Origin of the sequence: Kitasatospora sp. NPDC098663, from assembly GCF_044760075.1 — a bacterium.
Lineage (GTDB): Bacteria > Actinomycetota > Actinomycetes > Streptomycetales > Streptomycetaceae > Kitasatospora.
This window is the reverse complement of sequence record NZ_JBIWAP010000007.1, coordinates 26,883-44,567: the sequence shown is the minus strand read 5'-3', so window position 1 is coordinate 44,567 and position 17,685 is coordinate 26,883. Positions and strand designations below refer to the sequence as shown.

The following is a 17,685-nucleotide window of genomic DNA, read 5'->3' as shown; positions in this document are numbered from 1 at the left end:
CGGCGGGGCGGGCGCCCCGCCGCCGCGCGACGCGTCCGATCAGGCCTTGCGGGCCCCGGGGTGGCGGCTGCACCAGCCGTCCCACGCGGAGGCCACCATCTCCGCCACGTCGTGGCGGGCGCCCCAGCCCAGCTCGCGGCGGATCAGGTCGGCCGAGGCCACCACCCGCGCGGGGTCGCCGGCGCGGCGCGGGGTCACCTCGGGGGTGGTGTCGTAACCGGTGACCTTGCCGATCACCTCCAGCATCTCCTTGACGCTGACACCCTCGCCGCGGCCGATGTTGAGCACCAGCGAGGTCTCGCCGGCCGGGTCGGCGGCCAGCCGCTTGGCGGCGGCGACGTGGGCCGAGGCGATGTCGGAGACGTGGATGAAGTCGCGGACGCAGCTGCCGTCCTGGGTGGGGTAGTCGTCGCCGAAGACCCGCGGGGCCTCGCCGGCGGTGAGCCGCTCGAACACCATCGGGATCAGGTTGAAGACCCCGGTGTCGGACAGCTCGGGGGAGGCCGCGCCGGCCACGTTGAAGTAGCGCAGAGCCACGGTGGAGATGCCGTGGGCCTTCCCGGCCGCGGCGACCAGCCACTCGCCGGCCAGCTTGGTCTCGCCGTACGGGCTCATCGGGGCGCACGGGGTCGACTCGGTGACCAGGTCGACGTCCGGCATGCCGTAGACGGCGGCCGAGGAGGAGAAGAGGAAGCGCTTGACCCCGCCCTCGGCGGCGGCCTCCAGGACGGTCTGCAGGCCGATCATGTTCTCCCGGTAGTAGAAGAACGGCTGCTCGACGGACTCGCCGACCTGCTTCTTGGCGGCGAAGTGCAGGATGCCCTCGATCGCGTGCTCGCGGATGGCGGCGTCCAGGACGGCCCGGTCCAGGGTGGAGCCCTCGACCAGGGCGACGCCCTCCGGCAGGCGGGAGGCGTCGCCGGTGCTGAGGTCGTCCAGGACGGCGACGCGCTCACCGGCGTCGAGCAGCTGGCGGACGACGTGCCCGCCGATGTATCCGGCACCGCCGGTGATCAACCAAGTCATGGGCCGATTCTAGGGTGTTCGGGTTCCCGGGGTGAGTGCCGGGCGAGTCGAGACGTCAAATCGGACAAATCGGTGAAATGCTGACAAAGATTTCCGTGCTCCCAGCGTGGTGACGAATCGGAGGCAGCCAAGGTGAGCCGAAAGAAGGAACACGCCCGCCCCCTGCCGGCCGGGCCCCGGCCGACCGGACCCAGGACGGTCCACGGCCGTCTGCTCGTGCCCGGCGTGGTGGCCGTACTGACCGCGCTGGCGCTGGCGGGGTGCAGCAGCGGCTCCTCCTCGTCCGCCTCGCAGGCCGCGGGATCGCCGTCGGGCTCCGGCTCGGCCAGGCCGGCCTCGTCGGCCCCCGCGCGGTCGGCCGACGGGAACCAGTTGCAGGACGACTACCAGCGGGTCATCGCCGACGTGCTGCCCTCGGTGGTGCAGATCACCACCGGCGACAGCCTCGGCTCCGGGATCGTCTACGACGACAAGGGCGACATCGTCACCAACGCCCACGTGGTGGGCACCGCGACCACCTTCACCGTCACCCTCGCCAACAGCACCAGGTCGCTGGACGCCACCCTGGTCGGCAGCTACCCCGACACCGACCTCGCGGTGATCAAGCTGAGCAGCCCGCCGAGCGGCCTCAAGCCGGCCGCCTTCGGGGACTCCGGCAAGGTCCAGCTCGGCCAGATCACCCTCGCCATGGGCAGCCCGCTCGGCCTCTCCAGCAGCGTCACCCAGGGCATCGTCTCGGCCACCGGACGGACCGTCTCCGAACCCAGGGGCGGCGGCTCGCCCGGCGCCACCATCGGCAACATGGTGCAGACCTCGGCCGCGATCAACCCGGGCAACAGCGGCGGCGCGCTGGTCAACCTGGACAGCCAGGTGATCGGTATCAACACGCTCGCGGCGACGGAACCCGAGGCCAGCGGCGCGGCCGCGCCCGGCATCGGCTTCGCCATCCCGGCGTCCACCATCACCAGCATCACCGACCAGCTGATCAAGCAGGGCAAGGTCACCAACTCCGGCCGGGCCGCACTCGGCATCACCGCCCGGACCAGCTTCAACCAGCAGTTCAAGCCCGCCGGCGCCGTCATCGTGGCGGTCACCCCGGGCGGCCCGGCCGCCTCGGCGGGGATGCAGGCCGGCGACGTGATCACCAAGATCGGGGACGCCGCGGTCGACTCGCTGAACGCGCTCACCACCGCGCTCGCCTCGCTCACCCCGGGCGACAAGGCCACCGTCGCCTACACCAGGGACGGCACCAGCCAGACCGCCACCGTCACCCTCGGCACCCTGGAGAGCCCGTAGGGCCCGGCTCCGGCCCCGGCTCCGGCCCCGCGCAAGGGTTCCGCGGACCGGCCGCCGTACCGGCACGGCGCCGGGACCTCGTCACCGCCTCGACGAGGTCCCGGCGCCGTGTCGTGCCCCGGTTCAGCGGCGGGCGGTGCGGGTGCGCCAGGGCAGTTCGACGGTGATGCTGCTCGGGCCGCCCTCCGGGCTCTGCACCAGGAGCACCCCGTCCACCGCGCGGATCCGCTCGGTCAGCCCGGCCAGGCCGCTGCCCGGGTAGGGGGCGGCGCCGCCCTTGCCGTCGTCCTGGACCAGCACCATCAGCTGGTTGTCGGAGCGCCAGACGTCGACCGAGGCGGTGCGGGCGCCGGAGTGCTTGGAGACGTTGGTCAGCAGCTCGCTGACGGTGAAGTACGCGATGCCCTCGACCGCCGAGTCCGGGCGCTCGGCCCGGCCGTCCGGCCCCTTCAGGTCGACGTTCACCTTGACCCCGCCGGGGACGGTGCACCGGGCGGCGACCGAGGACAGGGCCGCGTCCAGGCCGCGGTCGGTGAGCACCGCCGGGTGGATGCCCCGGGCCAGGTCGCGCAGCTCCTGGAGGGCCAGCTTCACCTCGCCGTGCGCGTTGTCGACCATCTTCGTGGCGGCCGCCACGTCGTCCTCGGTCTCGACCTCGCGCAGCCGCTCCTTGGCCATGCCCAGGTCCATGGCCAGCGCGACCAGGCGGGCCTGGGCGCCGTCGTGCAGGTCGCGCTCGATCCGGCGCAGGTCGGCGGCGGCGGTGTCGACCACCGTGCCGCGGTCGTCCTCCAGCTCGCGCACCCGCTCGGCCAGGGCGCCCGGGAAGAGCAGCGACTCGACCAGGATCCGGTCGATCGCCGCCAGCGCCCGGATCACCCAGGGCAGCACCGGCCACATCACGGTGACCGCGACCAGGGTCACCGTGAAGCTCAGGATGCCCCAGGGCAGCATCAGCACGTTGTAGAGCGCCGAGCGCCAGTTCAGCAGGTCGGTCAGGTGGGCGATGGTGAAGCCCACCACCCCCGGCCGGCGCCGCTGCACCGGCTCCGGCTCGTGGATCTCGGAGCCGTACGCCGCCCGGGCCCGCCGGCGGCCCAGCCCGCCCAGGGCGCGGGAGACGGCCAGCCCACCGGCCAGCAGCGGCAGGCCGACCACGGTGATCGACATCCCCAGGCCGGCCGAGAGCGTGATCGCGGTGAGCGAGAAGCCGGCGACGCCGAGCGGCAGGTTGAGCAGCAGCTGGCCGACCTGCCGCCACATCTGCGCGCCGTACAGCGGCGAGCGGACCATCCGAGCGTCCTGCTCCTTGATGGCGTCCACGGTGCGGCGGTGCAGCGGCTTCATCTGGATCTACCGTCCCTCTTGGTCGAGCTGGTGAAGCAAGCTTCCCGAACGCGGGGCGGGAGATGCCATGGGGGTGATACATCTTCCGGGACGGGGGTTATCCCTACCCCCGGCGGGGTCGTCGGGCCACTGCCCGGTGCTCGCGGGAGTGTCCACCGGACGTCTTGCGGAGCGGGCAGGGTTCGGGCGGAGCGGAGCCGTCCCCTTAGACTCACGCATTGGCCATGGTTATGACCGTGCGAGGAAACGTCGTAGAACTGCCTTGAGGGGTTGTTCACGGCCGAGGTGGAGGGCGAAGGCATGGAGGGGCAGCATGCGGCTGCCGTCGCGGCCGACCCGGCGGTCGGCGGCGGCTACTTCGACGCGTACGCCGCGATGGGCCTGCTGGCCGTCGTCGGGGTGCTCTTCGTCGCCGTGGCGTTCACGGCCAACCGGCTGCTGCGGCCGGTGGTCCACTCGCCCGAGAAACTCCTCGCCTACGAGTGCGGGGTGGACCCGGTGGGCGAGGACTGGGCGCACACCCAGATCCGCTACTACGTGTACGCCTTCCTGTACGTGATCTTCGCGGTCGACGCGATCTACCTGTTCCCGTGGGCGACGGTCTTCGCCACCGCCGGGTACGGCGCCGGAACGCTGATCGAGATGTTCCTCTTCATCGGCTTCCTCGCGGTCGGCCTGCTCTACGCCTGGAAGAAGGGCGTTCTGGAATGGACGTGACGCACACCCACTCGCACGGCGCCCAGGGCGGGCCGGTCCCGCTCGGCCTCCCGGACCCGTCGCGCCCCGGCGCCGTCGAGCGCCGTGGCATCGGCCCGCTGGCCCGGCTCGCGCCCGACCCGGTCAAGGTCGTGCTCAACTGGGGCCGCCGCTACAGCCTCTGGTGCTTCAACTTCGGCCTGGCCTGCTGCGCGATCGAGTTCATCGCCGCGTCCATGGCCAAACACGACTTCATCCGGATGGGTGTCATTCCGTTCGCGCCCGGACCCCGTCAGGCCGACCTGATGATCGTCTCGGGGACGGTGACCGACAAGATGGCGCCCGCCGTCAAGCGCCTCTACGAGCAGATGCCCGAGCCGAAGTACGTCATCTCCTTCGGCGCCTGCTCCAACTCCGGCGGCCCGTACTGGGACTCCTACTCGGTGACCAAGGGCGTGGACCAGATCATCCCGGTCGACGTCTACGTGCCCGGCTGCCCGCCCCGGCCCGAGGCGCTGCTCCAGGGCATCCTCAAGCTCCAGGAGAAGATCGCCGCCGAGTCGCTGCCCGACCGCTACACCGCGCCCGCGGCGGCGCTGCGCCGCCCGCTGGTGGCGGGACCTTCGACCGAGGGAGGGGTCTCATGACTTCCGCCGAGCAGTACGCGGCGTCGGTCGGGGAGTGGGCGACCGGCGCCGAGGCTTACGGGCTGGTCACCGTCGACGTCCCCGCCGAGCACTGGATCGAGGCGCTCACCAGTGCCCGCGACACGCTCGGCCTGGGCTACTTCGACTGGCTGAGCGCCGTCGACGAACTGGCCGAGGGCTTCTCCGTGGTCGCCCACCTCGCCTCCGCCGACGCCCCGGGCGTGCGCCACCTGGCGCTGCGTACCCGGGTGCCGCGGGACAAGGCCGCGCTGCCGACCGCCGTCCCGGTCTACGCGGGCGCCGCCTGGCACGAGCGCGAGACCCACGAGATGTTCGGCATCGACTTTCCCGGACACCCCTACCTCGCCACCCTGCTGCTGCCGGACGGCTTCGAGGGGTACCCGCTGCGCAAGGAGTTCGTGCTCGCGGCCCGGGTCGCCAAGGCCTGGCCGGGCGCCAAGGAGCCGGGCGAGTCGGACCACGGCGACGGGCCCGCCCGGCGCAAGATGCAGCCGGCCGGCGTGCCGGACCCGAACGAGTGGGGGCCGCTGAAGGGCACCCTGCCGCCGGTCGCCGAGCGGCCCGCGCGCGGTGCGCGGGCGGCGGGCGCGGCCGGGCGGACGCCCCGGGCTGCCGGTGCTGCTGCCGCTGGGGCCGGTGCTGCCGCCGGTGCCGAGGGTGCGGCGGTGCGGGCGGACCGGCCGCGGCGGACCAGGACGGTGGCGGAGGGGTCGGCGAGTCAGGCGGGGGCCGAGGCTGCTGGTGCCGGTGCTCCGGACGCTGCTCCGGCTGTTGCTCCGACTGCTGGTGAGGCCGCTGCTCCGGCCGCTGGTGAGGCGGCGCCCGTGGTGCGGGCGGACCGGCCGCGCCGGGTCAGGTCGGTGTCCGACGGATCGGTCAGCCAGGCTGCGGAGCCGGCGCCGGCCGAGGCCGCCGAGGCCGCCGCGCCTGCCGAACCGAAGGCCGAGGGCTCGGCGTCGCCGCGGACCCGGTCCTCGGACGCGCCCTGGCACAACCCGGTGCCCGCGCACGACGAGCCCGCGAAGCCCGCCGAGGCGGCACAGGCACCGGCCGAGCCCGCGAAGCCTGTGGACAAGCCCGCGCAGGAGTCTGCCGAGGAGCAGCCGCCCGCCGAGCCGGCGAAGCCCGCCGCGCCTGAGGGTGAGCGGGACGAGACGTCGGCCGGACCGGCCGGCCAGGACGGAGACGGCGCGTGAACCTGCTCGACACGGTGCTGCGCTGCGTCGCCACCCTGGTCGTCTTCCTCACCTTCCCGCTGGTCATCGGCCAGACCGAGCACAAGGTCATGGCGCACATGCAGGGCCGGCTCGGCCCGATGTACGCGGGCGGCTTCCACGGCTGGGCACAGCTCGTCGCGGACGGCGTGAAGTTCGCGCAGAAGGAGGACATCGTCCCGGCCGGGGCGGACCGCCGGATCTTCCAGCTGGCGCCCGCCGTCTCGCTGCTGCCGTACCTCTTCGTGCTGCTGGCGATCCCGGTCGGCCCGAACGGCTTCGTCGGCCAGGCGATCGACGCCGGCCTGTTCTTCGTGCTGGCCGTGATGGGCGTCGGCGTGATCGGCAAGCTGATGGCCGGCTGGGCCTCGGCAAACAAGTTCTCGCTGCTCGGCGGCCTGCGCACGGCCGCGCAGCTGATGTCGTACGAGCTGCCGATGGTGCTGGCGGCGGCCTCGGTGGCGATGGCCGCCGGCACGCTCTCGCTGCCCGGGATCGTGGACGCCTGGGAGTGGTACTGGCTGCCCTGGCAGCTCATCGGCGCGTTCGTGTTCTTCACGGCCGGTCTGGCCGAGCTCCAGCGCCCGCCGTTCGACATGCCGGTCGCCGACTCGGAGATCATCTTCGGCGCGTACACCGAGTACACGGGCCTGCGCTTCGCGCTGTTCCTGCTGTCCGAGTACGTGGGCATCCTGGTGGTGTCGGCGCTGACCGCGGTGCTCTTCCTGGGCGGCTGGCACGGCCCGCTGGCGGACCAGCTCGGCTGGCTCTGGATGATCCTGAAGACCTTCGCGCTGGCCTTCGTGGTCATCTGGCTGCGGGTCACCTACCCGCGTCTGCGCGAGGACCAGCTGATGCGCTTCGCGTGGACCGTGCTGATCCCGCTCGCCCTCGTCCAGCTGGCCCTGACCGGCGTCATCAAGGTGGCGATCTCATGAGTTTTCCCGGTGCCGGCCTGGCCAAGGGCCTGGCCGTGACCCTGCGGACGATGACGAAGAAGACCGTCACCGCGCAGTACCCCGACGTGCAGCCGGTGCTGCCGCCGCGTTCGCGCGGCGTCATCGCGCTGCTGGAGGAGAACTGCACGGTGTGCATGCTCTGCGCGCGCGAGTGCCCGGACTGGTGCATCTACATCGACTCGCACAAGGAGACGCTGCCGGCCGCCGAGCCGAACGCGCGGGCCCGCACCCGCAACGTGCTGGACCGGTTCGCCATCGACTTCTCGCTCTGCATGTACTGCGGGATCTGCATCGAGGTGTGCCCCTTCGACGCGCTGTTCTGGTCGCCCGAGTTCGAGTACGCCGAGACCGACATCCTGGAGCTGACCCACGAGCGGGACAAGCTCCGCGAGTGGATGTGGACCGTCCCGGCGCCGCCGGCGCTGGACCCGGCGGCCGAGGATCCCAAGGAGATCACCACCGCGCGCAAGGCGGCGGACAAGCTGGCGGCCGCCGCGGCCGCCGCAGCCGCCTCGGCGGCCTCGGATGAGGGGGAGGCCCGGTGAGCGCCGCCACCCTGCTCGCGGCGACCGGCTCGCTGGAGCCGGCCGCCCGTTCGTTCCTGTCCCCGACCGGGGTGGAGATCGTCTTCCTGCTGGTCGGCATCGCCGTGCTCGGCTCGGCCGTGATCGCCGTCAGCACCAGGCAACTGGTGCACGCCGCGCTCTGGCTGGTGGTCGCGCTGGGCGGGCTGGCGGTGGAGTTCCTGCTGCTCACCGCCGAGTTCATCGCCTGGGTGCAGGTGCTGATCTACCTCGGCTCGGTGATCGTCCTGGTGCTGTTCGGACTGATGCTCACCAAGGCGCCGATCGGGCGCTCGCCGGACGCCGACTCCAAGAACCGCTGGGTGGCCCTGGCCGTGGCGCTCGCCTCGGCCGGGACGCTGGTGACGCTGGTCGTCGACGCCTTCCGGACCTCCTGGATCGACCTCGGCGCGGGGGGCGGCTCGGCCGCCGTCACCGGGGCGAGCCTGTTCCGCCACTGGGTGCTGCCCTTCGAAGCCCTCTCCGTGCTGCTGCTGGCGGCGCTGGTCGGCGCGATCGTGCTGTCGCGCGGGTCGAAGCGGCGGGTGCCGCCGCCCCGGGCGGGCCGGCTGCGCGCCGGCCGGCCGGTGGGCTCGAACGGGACCGTCGCCGCGACCGTGCCCCGGCCGGCGCCGCCGGAGAGCCCGGCGGCCGCAGAGGCCGTAGAGGCCGCGCCCGCTGCGCCGTCCGCGTCGGAGGAGAGCTGATGCACCTCGCCTACCCCGTCGTCCTCGCCGCGCTGCTGTTCAGCGTCGGCGTGTACGGCGTGCTCGCCCGGCGCAACGCCGTCCTGGTCCTGATGTCCGTCGAGCTGATGCTCAACGCCGTCAACCTCAACCTGGTCGCCTTCGACACCTGGCTGCGCGACTCGCTGCACGCCGGCCAGGCGCTCACCCTGTTCACCATCACCGTCGCCGCCGCCGAGATCGGGCTGGGGCTCGCCATCGTCCTGCTGCTGTTCCGGGCCCGGGGCACCGCGGACATCGACCGGGCCACCGCGCTCGGCGATCCGGCGGAGCCGCTCGCCGAGGAGACGCCGGCCGGAGCCGAGGCGCTGAAGGGCCAGGCCGCCGCATGAACCTCGCCCTGCCCGCCCTCGTCCCCGCGCTGCCCGCCCTCGGGGCCGCCGCGACCCTGGCCGTCGGAAAGAAGGCGCCCGGCCTGGCCCGGCCGCTGGCCATCGTGCCGGTCGCCGTCTCGGCCGTGCTCGCCCTGGTCGTCGCCCTCCAGCTCGGCACCGGTCAGGCGCTGGACGCCGCCACCCGGCTCACCCCGACCGGTGGCCCGGACATCGCGCTCGCCCTCCACCTGGACGGCTTCAGCTCGCTGATCTCCGTGCTGGTCGGCCTGGTCGCCACCTGTGTGCAGGTCTACTCGACCGCGTACCTCAGGAAGGACCCGCGCTACCCGTCGTACGCCGCGCTGGTCTCGCTGTTCACCGCGGCGATGTTCCTGGTGGTCTACTCGGGCGACCTGATCGTGCTGCTGGTCGGCTGGGAGGTCATGGGCATCTGCTCGTACTTCCTGATCGGCCACCACTGGGAGACCGAGGACGCCCGCTCGGCCTCGCTCAAGGCCTTCCTGGTCACCAAGCTCGGCGACGTGCCGTTCCTGTTCGGGATCTTCCTGCTCGGCGCGGACGCCGGCAGCTTCCGGATCCCCGACGTGCTGGCCGCCGCGACCGACGGGCGGCTCGGCCACCCGACGCTGATCGCCCTGCTGCTGCTCGCCGGGGTGGCCGGCAAGAGCGCGCAGTTCCCGCTGCACACCTGGCTCCCGGACGCCATGGCCGGCCCGACGCCGGTCTCCGCGCTGATCCACGCCGCCACCATGGTCGCGGCCGGCATCTACCTGGTCGCCCGGCTGCTGCCGGTGTTCCTGCTGTCGGGTGCGGCGCTGGTCGTGCTGGCCGTGATGGCCGCCGTGACGATGATCGGCTCGGCGCTCTGCGCGCTCGCCCAGGACGACCTCAAACGGGTGCTCGCCTACTCCACCGTCGGCCAGCTCGGCTACATGGCCGGGGCACTCGCCACCGGCGACCGCGAGGCCTCCGTCTTCCACCTGGTCAGCCACGGCGCCTTCAAGGCGCTGCTGTTCCTGGCCGCCGGCGTGGTGATCCACGCCGCGCACACCAACTCGATCTCCGCGATGTCCCGGATCCCCGGGCTGCGCAAGCGCGTCCCGGACGCCTACTGGACGATGGGCATCGCGCTCGTCGCCCTGGTCGGACTGCCGCCGTTCTCCGGCTTCTTCAGCAAGGAGGCGGTGCTGACCGCCGCCGAGCACGCCGCCAACGGCGAGGCGCTCACCAACGGGCTCGGCCCGGCCTCGGCCGTGCCGGAGGCCGCCGGGTGGATCGTGCTGATCTCCGCCGGACTCACCGCGCTGCTCACCGCCGCGTACGCGACCCGGCTCTTCCTGGTCAGCTTCCACAGCCCGCAGGCTGAAGGGGCGCAGGCGGCTGCGGCGTCGCAGGCCGGGACGCAAGCTGCCGCAGCGTCTCAGGTCGCGGCGTCTCAGGCCGTGGCGCCCGCGGCCGGGCACGAGGCGGACGCGCCGTACTCGCCCGAGCTCGACGAGGCCGACCCGGCCACCGCCGAGCCGCCCGCGATGCGCTGGCCGCTCTGGGTGCTGGCGATCCCGACCATGGGCTTCGGCGTCGCGGGGCTGCGCTCGGACTGGCTGCCCGCGCTGCTGGACGGCGGCTCGCTGCGCCCCTCGGCCGTCACCGCCGTCATCGGCACCGGGCTCGCCGTGGTCGGCGTGCTCGCGGCGTACGGCGCCTGGCGCTCGGCGACCGCGCGGCTGGCTACCGGCCGCCCGGCTCCGGCCGACGCCGGCCGGGTGCCCGAGCAGGCCGGTGCCCCGGCCGCCGAGGTGATCGTCGCCGACCCCGGGCGCACGCTGCTCGGCCCGCTGTTCGGCCCGGCCCGGCACGGCTTCGGCGTCGACCGGCTGTACCACGCGCTGTTCGTCCGCCCGGTGACCGCCGCCGCCCGGCTGGTCCGCTTCCTGGACCGCGAGGTCGTCGAGACCTACGTGCGCGGCAGCGGGGTCGGCGCCAACCTGCTCGGCCGGGCCGTCCGGCTCGCGCAGACCGGCAACGCGCAGACCTACCTCAGCGCGCTGCTCGCCGGCGTCGTCCTGCTGGCCGTCCTGGTGGCGGTGTAGCGGATGCCGTACCCCCTCTCTCCGGTTCCCCCGATTCCGACCGCCGCCCGTAGGAGCCCCCGATGAACGCAGTCCTCATCGCCCTCCTGGTGCTGCCGCTGCTCGGCGCCGCGCTCACCCTGGCGCCGGTGTTCGGCCGGGAGCCGGCCGCCGCCGACCGGCGGGCGCTGCGGCTGAACACCGTCGTCACCGGCGCGGTGCTGCTGCTCACCGTCGCCCTGGCGGCCGGTTTCGACCACGACGAGCCCGCCCGGATGCAGGCCACCACCGACGTGTCCTGGATCCCGGCCCTCAACGTGCGCCTCCACCTCGGCGTGGACGGCATCTCGCTGCCGCTGATCGTGCTGACCGCACTGCTCACCTTCCTCTGCGCGCTGTACTCGGAGAAGCGGCTGCCGGGCGGGGAGGGCGTGCCGTCGGCGAAGGCCTTCGTCGGGCTGTTCCTCCTCCTCGAGGTCGGCATGCTCGCCACCTTCGCGGTGCTGGACCTCCTGCTCTTCTTCCTGGCCTTCGAGATCGTGCTGATCCCGATGTACTTCCTGATCGCCCGCTGGGGGAGCGGCGCGAAGGCCCCGGCCGCCAACCGGTTCATCCTGTACACGCTGCTCGGCTCGGCCGTGATGCTGCTCGGCTTCCTGCTGATCGGCAGCAAGGCCGGGACCTTCGACATGCAGGCCCTGGCCGCCGCGCACGGCAACGGCCTGAGCCACACCACCCAGGTGATCGCCGCCCTGGCGATCATGGTCGGGCTCGCGGTCAAGGCCCCCGCCTGGCCGCTGCACAGCTGGCTCCCGGACGCGCACACCGCCGCTCCGACGGTCGGCTCGGTGCTGCTCGCCGGCGTGCTGCTGAAGATGGGCACGTACGGTCTGGTCCGCGTCCTCCTCCCGGTCGTGCCCGACGGCACCGCGACGCTCGCCCCCTACCTGGGCGCGTTCGCCGCCGTCGGCATCGTCTACGGATCGCTGGCCTGTCTGGCGCTGGCCCGCCCCGGCGCCAAGGGCGACCTCAAGCGCCTGATCGCGTACTCCTCCGTCGGCCACATGGGCTTCGTGCTGCTGGGCATCGCCTCCCTCACTCCGGTGGGCGTCAACGGCGCGCTGTTCGCCAACATCGCCCACGGTCTGATCACCGGTCTGCTGTTCTTCCTCGTCGGCGCCCTCAAGGACCGCTACGGCACGGCGGACCTCGACACCCTCTCCGGCGCCACCGGCGCCGCCCTGTACGGCCGCGCCCCGCGGATCGGCGCGCTGCTCGCCTTCGCCGCCGTCGCCAGCCTCGGCCTGCCCGGTCTGGCCGGCTTCTGGGGCGAGCTGCTCGCCATGTTCGGCGCGTTCGACCCGGCCGACGGCCTGTCGCGCCCCGCGTTCGTCACCTACATGGTCCTGGCCGGTCTCGGCACCCTCCTCACCGCCGCCTACCTGCTGATCGTGGTCAAGCGCGTCTGCATGGGCGACCCCAAGCAGCCCGCCCCGGTGGACCAGGTCGCCGACCTGCGCCCGTACGAGGCCGTCAGCTGGACGCCGCTGGCCGCCCTCACCCTGCTCGCCGGCCTCTGGCCCGCGCTCCTGCTCGGCCTCTCCGACCCCGCCGTCAAGCACCTCCTCGGGGGTGGCTGACCGTGCTCGGAGCCCAGATCGCCGCACTCGGACCTCACTCCACGGGGCAGCACACTGTGACCTCCCTCGCCGTAGCCAACCCGGGCAGCCTGATCCAGTCCGTGGACTGGGTGGCGATCGCGCCCCCGCTGATCGCCGCGGTGGCCGCCCTCGCCGTCCTGCTCACCGACCTGTTCCTGCCCGAGCGGCACCGGAAGTGGCTCGGCCGCCTCGCCGCGGCCGGACTCGCCCTCGCCCTCATCGCACTCCTCCCCCTCATCGGGGGATCACCCCGGGCGACCTTCTGTGTGCAGAACGTAGCAGGGGGGTCTGACAACGCGGGTTGCTCGTACGTCGCCGACCACTTCGCCCTGGTGTTCCAGCTGCTCGCCCTCGGCGGTGCGCTGATCGCCGCGCTGCTCTCCGCGCACACCGTCGAGGAGGAGAAGCTGCCCGGCGGCGAGTACTGGTTCCTGCTGCTCTCCAGCGCCACCGGCGCCGCGCTGCTGCCCGCCTCCCGCGACCTCGCCACCATGGTGATCGCGCTGGAGGTCGCCTCGCTGCCCGCCTTCGCCCTGGTCGCGCTGCGCCGGGACGGCCGGGGCGCCGAGGCCGCGCTCAAGTTCTTCGTCTCCTCCGTCACCGCCACGGCCGTGATGCTGCTCGGCGTCGGCTTCGTCTACGCAGCCAGCGGCAGCCTGCACCTCGGGGCCGTCGCCCAGGGCCTGGAACACGCCCCCGGGCAGCTCAAGCCGCTGGCCGAGGCGGGCGCCGTGCTGACCCTGGTCGGCTTCGCCTTCAAGGTCGCCGCCGTCCCGTTCCACTTCTGGGTGCCCGACACCTACATCGGCGCCCCGCTGCCGGTGGCCGGCTACCTCTCGGTGGTCGGCAAGGCGGCCGGCCTGTCCGGCCTCGCGCTCGCCACCACCATCGCCTTCCGCCCGTACGCGCACACCTGGGGCCTGGTGCTCGCCGTGCTGGCCGCCGTCACCATGACGGTGGGCAACGTCGGCGCGCTGCGCCAGCGCTTCGACACCCGCCACAGCGCGGTGCGGCTGCTCGCCTGGTCGTCCGTCGGCCAGGCCGGCTACCTGCTGGTGCCGCTCGCCGCCGCCGGCTACGCGCCCACCGGGGTCGACCCGCTCGGCGCCACCGCCGCGTACGCGCTGATCTACGGCGTGGTGAACCTCGGCGCGTTCGGCGTGGTCGCGGCGGTCGGCCGCCGGGCCGGGACCAGCGTGGACGACTTCCGCGGCCTGTTCGCCCGGCGCCGCTGGACGGCCCTCGCGCTCGCCTTCTTCCTGCTCTGCCTGGCCGGGCTGCCGCCGGGCGTGATCGGCCTGTTCGGCAAGGTCGTGGTGTTCCGCGCGGCCGTCGACGCCGGGCTGGGCTGGCTGGCCGTCGTGATGGCCGCCAACGTGGTCGTCGCGCTGTACTACTACCTGCTCTGGACGACCCGGCTGTTCGCCCCGGCGCCGGGTGCCGAGGAAGGCGCCGAACCGGGCGCCGCACCCGTCGGCGAGGCCGGGGCCGAAGGCCGGCTGCCGGCCACCCTGACCGCCACGCTGGGGCTCACCGCCTCGGTGGCCGTGGTCCTCTCCTTCGCCCCGCAGCTGGTCCTCCAGGTCGCCGGCGGAAGCCTGTTCTGAGCGCGCACCCGCCCGGCCGGCCGCCGCGGTCCGGCCCGGCGGGGTGCCGCGGCGGTGTCACGCCGGTCACAAGGGAACAAGGCCCAGGCCCCCACCCGTTGACCGGGCAAGAGGGACGAGGCAGAAAGGGCTTCCCCACCGCACCATTGGAGGGCCTGACGTGCACCGCCGGCACAACGGACTGAGGACCGCCGTCCTGCTCGGCGGCCTCTCGGCGCTCATCTTGGTGATCGGCGGATTCTTCGGCCGAACCGGCTTGGTGATCGCCCTGCTGGTCGCCCTCGGCACCAACGCCTACGCCTACTGGAACAGCGACAAGCTCGCGCTGCGGGCCATGCGGGCCCGGCCGGTCAGCGAGATCGAGGCGCCGCGGCTCTACCGGATCGTCCGCGAGCTCTCCACCGCGGCCCGCCAGCCGATGCCGCGCCTCTACATCTCCCCGACCCCCGCGCCGAACGCCTTCGCCACCGGCCGCAACCCGCGCAACGCGGCCGTCTGCTGCACCGACGGCATCCTGCAACTGCTGGACGAACGCGAGCTGCGGGGCGTACTCGGGCACGAGCTGAGCCACGTCTACAACCGGGACATCCTGATCTCCTCGGTCGCCGGGGCGCTCGCCTCGGTGGTGATGTTCCTGGTGAACTTCGCCTGGCTGATCCCCTTCGGCCGCAGCGACGACGACGACGGGCCCGGCCTCTTCGGCATGCTCGCCATCATGATCCTCGGCCCGCTGGCGGCCGGGCTCATCCAGCTGGCCGTCAGCCGCTCCCGCGAGTACCAGGCCGACGCCGACGGCGCCCGGATCACCGGAGACCCGCTCGCCCTGGCCGGCGCCCTGCGCAAGCTCGACGCCGGCACCCGCCGGCTGCCCCTCCCGCCGGAGCCGCAGATCCAGACCGCCAGCCACATGATGATCGCCAGCCCCTTCCGCCCCGGCGAGGCCGGCGCCCGGCTCTTCTCCACCCACCCGCCGATGGCGGAGCGCATCGCCCGGCTGGAGCGGATGGCGGGCTACGGGCGCTGAGCCCCGCTCCGCGCGGGCCGGGGGGGCAGGGCGTCCGGTCTCGGCACGATCCGTCGCGGTCGGCCCGCTCCGCGCGGGCCGGAGGTCAGGCCGGCAGGTCCTCGTAGGCCCGGCGGAGGCGGTGGATCCCCTCGGCGGTGTGCGCGGAGCTCTCGGCGGCCGCGTAGCTGAGGCGCAGGTGCGGGGCCGGGGGTTCGGCGGCGTGGTACGGGCGGCCGGGGGTGACCTGGACGCCGGCGCGCAGGGCGGCGGCGGTGAGGGCACCGTCGTCGACGCCGTCCGGGAGCCGCAGCCACAGGTGGTAGCCGCCGGGCCGGTAGGTGCCGAGCAGACCGGGCAGTTCGCGGTGCAGGGCGGCGACGGTGGCGGTGCGGCGGGTCCGCAGTTCCGCCCCGAGGGCGCGCAGGTGGCGGGCCCAGCCGGGGTCGGCGACCAGTTCCAACGTCGCCTCCTGGAGCGGCCGGGGCACGAAGAAGCTGTCCACCACCTGGGTGGCCCGCAGCCGGGCCAGGGCCGGGCCGCGCGCGGTGAGTGCGCCGACCCGCAGGTTGGGCGAGGCGGCCTTGGTCAGCGACCGCAGGTGCACCACGACCCCGTCCTGGTCGTCGGCGGCGAGCGGTCGCGGCAGCGCGGGGGCGTCCGCGTGGACGAGCAGGCGGGCGAAGTCGTCCTCGACGACGAACGCGCCGGCCGCCCGGGCGATCCGCAGCACCTCGGAGCGCCGGGTGGGTGAGAGCACCGCGCCGGTCGGGTTCTGGAACAGCGGCTGGCAGACGAAGACCCGCGCCCGGGTGGCCTCGAAGGCGTCGGCCAGCAGGTCGGTGCGCACGCCGTCGGCGTCGACCGGGACGGGGACGGGCCGCAGCCCGGCCGCGCGGACGACCGCCAGGATGCCCGAGTAGGTCGGCGACTCCACCAGGACGGGCGCGCCGGGCGCGGCGAGCGAGCGCATGGCCACGGTGAGCCCGCCCTGGCCGCCGGACGTGATCAGGACGTCCCCGGCGCCGATCGGCCCGCCGGTGCCGCCGATGTCGCGGGCGAACCAGCCGCGCAGCTCGGTGAGGCCGTCGGTGGGCGGCCGGTCCCAGGCGCCCGGGCGCCGTCCGGCCCGGGCGAGGGCGGTGGCCAGCAGGCGTTCGGGCAGCAGCGAGGCGTGCGGGTAGCCGCTGTTGAGGTCGATGACGTCGGGCGGGGGCACGCGGAGGGTGGCGAACACCGGGGCGGCCAGCAGGTCGCGGGGGTCGGAGTCGGCGCTGAGCGCGACCTCCTGCCAGGAGAGGTCGCCGGGACGGGCGGCGGGCGCGGTGGTGCCGGCCGGTCGCCCGGCGAAGGCCGCTGCCCGGAACACCCCGGCGCCCGGCCGGGAGACCACCAGGCCCTCGGCCGCGAGGACCGCGATGGCCCGGGAGACCGTCACCGGGCTGACCTGGTGGCGCTCCACCAGCACCCGGCTGGACGGCAGCTTTCGCCCCTCCGGGTAGCGCTCGACCTCCCTCCGCAGCCTGTCGGCGAGTTCGGTCACACTGCTACGCTCGTTCATGACGGCACAAGATAGCGCTACCCACCTCTCGGCGGTAGCACCGCGAAGCCCCGCCTCCGGCACCGCCCTGGCCGCCCTCGGCGTGGCCTCCTTCTCCCTCAGCTTCCCCGCCACCGCGTGGGCCCTGACCGGCTTCGGGCCGTGGACCGCGACCGGGCTGCGCGGCGTCGTGGCCGGCCTGCTCGCCGCGCTCTACCTGGCCGCCGTCCGCGCCCCGCTGCCGCCCCGGCGGTACTGGCCCGCGCTGCTGGTGGTGTCGGGGGGCTGCGTGCTGGGTTTCCCGCTGCTGACCACGCTCGCCCTGCGGACCTCCTCCACGGCCCACTCGGCGGTGGTCATCGGTGTGCTGCCGCTGGCCACCGCGGTGTGCGCGGCGCTGCGCACCGGGCGCCGGCCGTCCCGGGCGTTCTGGGCGGCGGCGCTGGCCGGGGCGGCGGCGGTGCTCGCCTTCACCCTGCTGCAGAGCCACGGCCGGCCGACCGCCGCCGACCTCTACCTGTTCGCGGGGCTGCTGGTGTGCGCGGCCGGGTACGCGGAGGGCGGGCGGCTCTCCCGGGACCTGCCGGGCGCCCGGGTGATCGCCTGGGCGGTGGTGGCCGCGCTGCCGGTGACGCTGCTGACCACGGCTCTCGCACTGCCCGCCGAGCCCGTCCACCTCGGGGCGAGGGCGCTGACCGGGCTGGCGTACACGGCGGCGGTGTCGCAGTTCGGCGGGTTCGTGCTCTGGTACCGGGGGATGGCGGAGATCGGGGTGCCGCGGGCGAGCCAACTGCAGCTCGCGCAGCCGCTGTTGACGCTGCTCTGGTCGGTGCTGCTGCTGGGCGAGGACCTGCCGGCGGCCGCACCCGTCACGGCGGTGGTGGTGCTGGTCTGCATCGCGGTCACCCAGCGGGCCCGGACCTGAGACGGGTCCGGGCGCGCGGACCACCGGGTC

The 17,685-nt window shown here is 73.9% G+C and carries 16 protein-coding genes; 13 read left to right on the top strand and 3 right to left on the bottom strand.

Annotated elements, in window-relative coordinates:
- Nucleotides 1–39 precede the first annotated feature (39 nt).
- A complete protein-coding gene (galE, locus tag ACIQVZ_RS09680) occupies nt 40–1,026 on the bottom strand; it encodes a UDP-glucose 4-epimerase GalE (protein WP_350876964.1) in 987 nt (328 codons plus the stop codon).
- A gap of 225 nt (nt 1,027–1,251) precedes the next feature.
- Here galE and ACIQVZ_RS09675 point away from each other — a divergent pair, with 225 nt between their 5' ends.
- On the top strand, nt 1,252–2,322 hold the full coding sequence (locus tag ACIQVZ_RS09675; RefSeq protein ID WP_402448743.1) for a S1C family serine protease: 1,071 nt from the start codon (nt 1,252–1,254) through the stop codon (nt 2,320–2,322).
- Nucleotides 2,323–2,445: 123 nt separating this feature from the next.
- On the opposite strand, the gene ACIQVZ_RS09670 is transcribed toward ACIQVZ_RS09675, so the two are convergent.
- Nucleotides 2,446–3,615, bottom strand: coding sequence for a sensor domain-containing protein (locus ACIQVZ_RS09670; protein ID WP_350877387.1), 1,170 nt, complete (start codon nt 3,613–3,615; stop codon nt 2,446–2,448).
- A 429-nt stretch (nt 3,616–4,044) separates the two neighbouring features.
- Here ACIQVZ_RS09670 and ACIQVZ_RS09665 point away from each other — a divergent pair, with 429 nt between their 5' ends.
- The 11 genes from ACIQVZ_RS09665 (at nt 4,045) to htpX (ending at nt 15,211) form a co-directional block, all read left to right on the top strand.
- On the top strand, nt 4,045–4,386 hold the full coding sequence (locus tag ACIQVZ_RS09665) for an NADH-quinone oxidoreductase subunit A (RefSeq protein WP_402448742.1): 342 nt from the start codon (nt 4,045–4,047) through the stop codon (nt 4,384–4,386).
- Nucleotides 4,377–5,012, top strand: a complete 636-nt coding sequence (locus tag ACIQVZ_RS09660) for an NADH-quinone oxidoreductase subunit B family protein (protein WP_350876968.1) — start codon at nt 4,377–4,379, stop codon at nt 5,010–5,012. The genes ACIQVZ_RS09665 and ACIQVZ_RS09660 overlap by 10 nt, the downstream gene beginning before the upstream one ends.
- On the top strand, nt 5,009–6,229 hold the full coding sequence (locus tag ACIQVZ_RS09655) for an NADH-quinone oxidoreductase subunit C (RefSeq protein ID WP_402448496.1): 1,221 nt from the start codon (nt 5,009–5,011) through the stop codon (nt 6,227–6,229). Before ACIQVZ_RS09660 ends, ACIQVZ_RS09655 begins: the two co-directional genes overlap by 4 nt.
- Complete coding sequence (nuoH, locus tag ACIQVZ_RS09650; RefSeq protein WP_371518357.1) at nt 6,226–7,185, top strand: NADH-quinone oxidoreductase subunit NuoH; 960 nt, start codon at nt 6,226–6,228, stop codon at nt 7,183–7,185. Before ACIQVZ_RS09655 ends, nuoH begins: the two co-directional genes overlap by 4 nt.
- Nucleotides 7,182–7,751: an NADH-quinone oxidoreductase subunit I gene (locus ACIQVZ_RS09645; RefSeq protein ID WP_350876972.1), complete on the top strand. Its 570-nt coding sequence runs from the start codon at nt 7,182–7,184 to the stop codon at nt 7,749–7,751. The genes nuoH and ACIQVZ_RS09645 overlap by 4 nt, the downstream gene beginning before the upstream one ends.
- Entirely contained in the window at nt 7,748–8,476 is a 729-nt protein-coding gene (locus ACIQVZ_RS09640) for an NADH-quinone oxidoreductase subunit J (protein ID WP_402448493.1), read from the top strand. The genes ACIQVZ_RS09645 and ACIQVZ_RS09640 overlap by 4 nt, the downstream gene beginning before the upstream one ends.
- Nucleotides 8,476–8,847, top strand: a complete 372-nt coding sequence (gene nuoK / locus ACIQVZ_RS09635; protein WP_350876976.1) for an NADH-quinone oxidoreductase subunit NuoK — start codon at nt 8,476–8,478, stop codon at nt 8,845–8,847. Before ACIQVZ_RS09640 ends, nuoK begins: the two co-directional genes overlap by 1 nt.
- Entirely contained in the window at nt 8,844–10,940 is a 2,097-nt protein-coding gene (locus tag ACIQVZ_RS09630; RefSeq protein WP_402448490.1) for an NADH-quinone oxidoreductase subunit L, read from the top strand. The genes nuoK and ACIQVZ_RS09630 overlap by 4 nt, the downstream gene beginning before the upstream one ends.
- A 62-nt stretch (nt 10,941–11,002) precedes the next feature.
- Nucleotides 11,003–12,559, top strand: coding sequence for a NuoM family protein (locus tag ACIQVZ_RS09625; RefSeq protein WP_402448488.1), 1,557 nt, complete (start codon nt 11,003–11,005; stop codon nt 12,557–12,559).
- Nucleotides 12,560–12,615: 56 nt separating this feature from the next.
- Nucleotides 12,616–14,187, top strand: coding sequence for an NADH-quinone oxidoreductase subunit N (locus ACIQVZ_RS09620; RefSeq protein ID WP_402448486.1), 1,572 nt, complete (start codon nt 12,616–12,618; stop codon nt 14,185–14,187).
- 160 nt (nt 14,188–14,347) lie between these two features.
- Complete coding sequence (gene htpX / locus ACIQVZ_RS09615; RefSeq protein WP_350876984.1) at nt 14,348–15,211, top strand: zinc metalloprotease HtpX; 864 nt, start codon at nt 14,348–14,350, stop codon at nt 15,209–15,211.
- A gap of 85 nt (nt 15,212–15,296) precedes the next feature.
- Here htpX and ACIQVZ_RS09610 read toward each other — a convergent pair whose 3' ends face one another.
- Nucleotides 15,297–16,751 (bottom strand): PLP-dependent aminotransferase family protein, encoded by a 1,455-nt coding sequence (locus tag ACIQVZ_RS09610; RefSeq protein ID WP_350876986.1) that lies wholly within the window; start codon nt 16,749–16,751, stop codon nt 15,297–15,299.
- On the opposite strand from ACIQVZ_RS09610, the gene ACIQVZ_RS09605 reads away from it, so the two are divergent.
- Nucleotides 16,750–17,655, top strand: a complete 906-nt coding sequence (locus ACIQVZ_RS09605; protein ID WP_402448483.1) for a DMT family transporter — start codon at nt 16,750–16,752, stop codon at nt 17,653–17,655. The two genes, ACIQVZ_RS09610 and ACIQVZ_RS09605, sit on opposite strands and share 2 nt — an antisense overlap.
- Nucleotides 17,656–17,685: the final 30 nt, after the last annotated feature.

Bases quoted from the DNA above. Each gene is read 5' to 3' on its own strand.
- galE (WP_350876964.1), bottom strand. From the start codon at position 1,026: ATGACTTGGTTGATCACCGGCGGTGCCGGATACATCGGCGGGCACGTC.
- ACIQVZ_RS09670 (WP_350877387.1), bottom strand. From the start codon at position 3,615: ATGGTCCGCTCGCCGCTGTACGGCGCGCAGATGTGGCGGCAGGTCGGC.
- ACIQVZ_RS09665 (WP_402448742.1), top strand. From the start codon at position 4,045: ATGGGCCTGCTGGCCGTCGTCGGGGTGCTCTTCGTCGCCGTGGCGTTC.
- ACIQVZ_RS09660 (WP_350876968.1), top strand. From the start codon at position 4,377: ATGGACGTGACGCACACCCACTCGCACGGCGCCCAGGGCGGGCCGGTC.
- ACIQVZ_RS09655 (WP_402448496.1), top strand. From the start codon at position 5,009: ATGACTTCCGCCGAGCAGTACGCGGCGTCGGTCGGGGAGTGGGCGACC.
- ACIQVZ_RS09645 (WP_350876972.1), top strand. From the start codon at position 7,182: ATGAGTTTTCCCGGTGCCGGCCTGGCCAAGGGCCTGGCCGTGACCCTG.
- nuoK (WP_350876976.1), top strand. From the start codon at position 8,476: ATGCACCTCGCCTACCCCGTCGTCCTCGCCGCGCTGCTGTTCAGCGTC.
- ACIQVZ_RS09630 (WP_402448490.1), top strand. From the start codon at position 8,844: ATGAACCTCGCCCTGCCCGCCCTCGTCCCCGCGCTGCCCGCCCTCGGG.
- ACIQVZ_RS09625 (WP_402448488.1), top strand. From the start codon at position 11,003: ATGAACGCAGTCCTCATCGCCCTCCTGGTGCTGCCGCTGCTCGGCGCC.
- ACIQVZ_RS09605 (WP_402448483.1), top strand. From the start codon at position 16,750: ATGACGGCACAAGATAGCGCTACCCACCTCTCGGCGGTAGCACCGCGA.
- ACIQVZ_RS09610 (WP_350876986.1), bottom strand. From the start codon at position 16,751: ATGAACGAGCGTAGCAGTGTGACCGAACTCGCCGACAGGCTGCGGAGG.